Source organism: Lactobacillus sp. (genome assembly GCF_051893255.1).
In the GTDB taxonomy this organism is placed as follows: domain Bacteria; phylum Bacillota; class Bacilli; order Lactobacillales; family Lactobacillaceae; genus Lactobacillus.
Genome location: NZ_JBJFHB010000040.1, coordinates 1 through 2,314, shown reverse-complemented (window position 1 = coordinate 2,314; position 2,314 = coordinate 1). Strand labels below are relative to the sequence as shown.

General features: G+C 52.7%; 2 protein-coding genes. Both read left to right on the top strand.

Annotated elements, in window-relative coordinates; genetic code table 11:
• A partial coding sequence (locus ACI4WN_RS03475; RefSeq protein ID WP_439776977.1) for an ABC transporter ATP-binding protein occupies window positions 1–1,634 on the top strand: 1,634 nt, incomplete at its 5' end.
• Between the two features lie 139 nt (window positions 1,635–1,773).
• Window positions 1,774–2,314: response regulator transcription factor (locus ACI4WN_RS03470; protein WP_439776976.1), on the top strand; the 541-nt coding region annotated here is incomplete at its 3' end.

Here is a 2,314-nt window from a genome sequence, read left to right as displayed (position 1 = left end):
CGCCGCTGGCCCACGCCATCTTGCTGATGGCTGGGGTCTACGCCATTGGGGTGGTTGCCAGCTACCTGTACACGCTGTTGATGATGCTTTTGTCTCAGCGCGTGCAAAGACAGATCAGAAACGAAATGTTCACCCACATGCAGCGGCTGCCGATCGCCTTTTTTGACCAAAATGAATACGGCGACATCATGTCCCGCTACACCAACGACATCGACACCTTGATGCAGATGATCTCCCAGGCCTTGCCCATGTTTGGCAACTCCATGTTTACGGTGGTCTTCGTCTTCTTCGGGATGCTCTACCTCAGCTGGCAGCTCACCATTGTGGCTGTCATCGTCGTTGCCTTGTCTATTGGGATCGTTAAGTATCTGACCAAAAAGTCTGGCTACTTCTTTGACCTCCAGCAAAAGAAGGTCGGGGAAGTTAACGGCTTTAACGAAGAAATGCTGAACGGGCTGAAGGTTATCAAGGTCTTCTCCCACGAAAAATATGCGGAAGCAGACTTCGACCGCTACAACGAAGAATTAAGAGAAGCTTCCGGCAATGCCAACACCTTTGCCACCATCTTGTTCCCAATCATGGGCAACGTCGGCAACCTCTTGTACGTCCTGATCGCCTTGATCGGGGGCGCTGCCGTTTTGGCTGGCAACCTGCCGCTGACGGTTGGGGCCGTAGCTTCTTTCATGCAGCTGTCTAAGGCCTTCATCATGCCAATTGCCCAGATTTCCCAGCAGCTGAACTCCATCGTCTTGGCCATCGCCGGGGCGCACCGGATTTTTGCCGTCTTGGATGAAAAAGTGGAAGTCGACGACGGCCAAGTCACCATCGCCGAAAAGCCAGGCGTCAAGAACGCTTGGCAATGGCAAGTGCCGGAAAATGGAGGCACCAAGGCTGTCCCAGTTAAGGGCCACATTGCTTTTGACCACGTCAACTTCGGCTACGTGCCTGGCAAGCAGATCCTGTACGACATCTCTCTTGACGCCAAGCCCGGCATGAAGGTGGCCCTGGTTGGGGAAACGGGTGCCGGGAAGACGACCATCTCCAGCATGATCAACCGCTTCTACGAGATCAACTCCGGGACCATCAGCTACGACGGGATTGACATTCAGGACATCCAAAAGGATTCTCTGCGCCAATCCGTGGCCATCGTCCTCCAGGATACCCACATGTTTACCGGGACCATCATGGACAACATTCGCTTTGGCCGGCCAGACGCTAGTGACGACGACGTCTACCAAGCAGCCCGCCTGGCTAGAGCTGATGAATTCATCCACGAACTGGATGATGGCTATGAAACGGTGATCGACGGCTCCGGCAGCGACCTGTCCCAAGGGCAATTGCAGCTTTTGTCCATTGCCCGGGCCATGATTGCCGACCGGCCAGTCATGATCTTGGACGAAGCCACGAGTTCCATCGACACCCGGACTGAGCGTCTGGTTCAATCCGGGATGGACAACCTGTTGGCGGGCCGGACCAGTTTTGTCATCGCCCACCGCTTGTCCACCATCGTCAACTCTGACTTGATCCTGGTTCTGGACCACGGCCACATCATCGAAGCCGGCAACCACGACCAACTTTTGGCCAAGAAGGGCTACTACTACGAGCTCTACACTGGCAAAAAGGAAATCCAGTAGTTTTTCACATGGATTGTTTATAAGTTTTGATAAAATCAAGCAAGGAGTGTCCCGGAAAGGACACTCTTTTTGCTATTATTAGGGGCAATAAATAGGTTACAATATACGGTAGGATACTATGAGATAGGAGATTTTTTAGATGAGTACAAAAATTCTCGTTGTCGACGACGACCACGAAATCGTGGAACTCTTAAGCATTTACTTGAAAAATGAAGGCTATGAGCCAATCGCTGCTTATAACGGCAAGGAAGCCCTAACTAAATTGTCCACCACGCCTGATATTGCCCTGATGATCCTGGACGTGATGATGCCTAACATGTCCGGCATCGACGTGGTCAAGGAAGTGCGGAAGGACTCCGATATTCCGATTATCATCGTCAGCGCCAAGACCGGCGACATGGACAAGATCCAAGGCCTGATCACCGGGGCCGACGACTACGTGTCTAAGCCATTCAACCCGCTGGAAGTGATGGCCCGGGTACGGTCACTGCTCCGCCGGAGCCAAAAGCAAGTTAAAGAAGAAGAGCCGGACGTCTTGGAAGTGGGCCCACTGATCATCAACAAGGACTCTCACGAAGTCAAGACTGTGGAAGGCAAGGAAATCCAGCTGACTGCCCTAGAATTTGGCATCCTCTACCTCTTGGCCAGCCACCCAAACCGGGTCTTTTCTGCCGATGAAA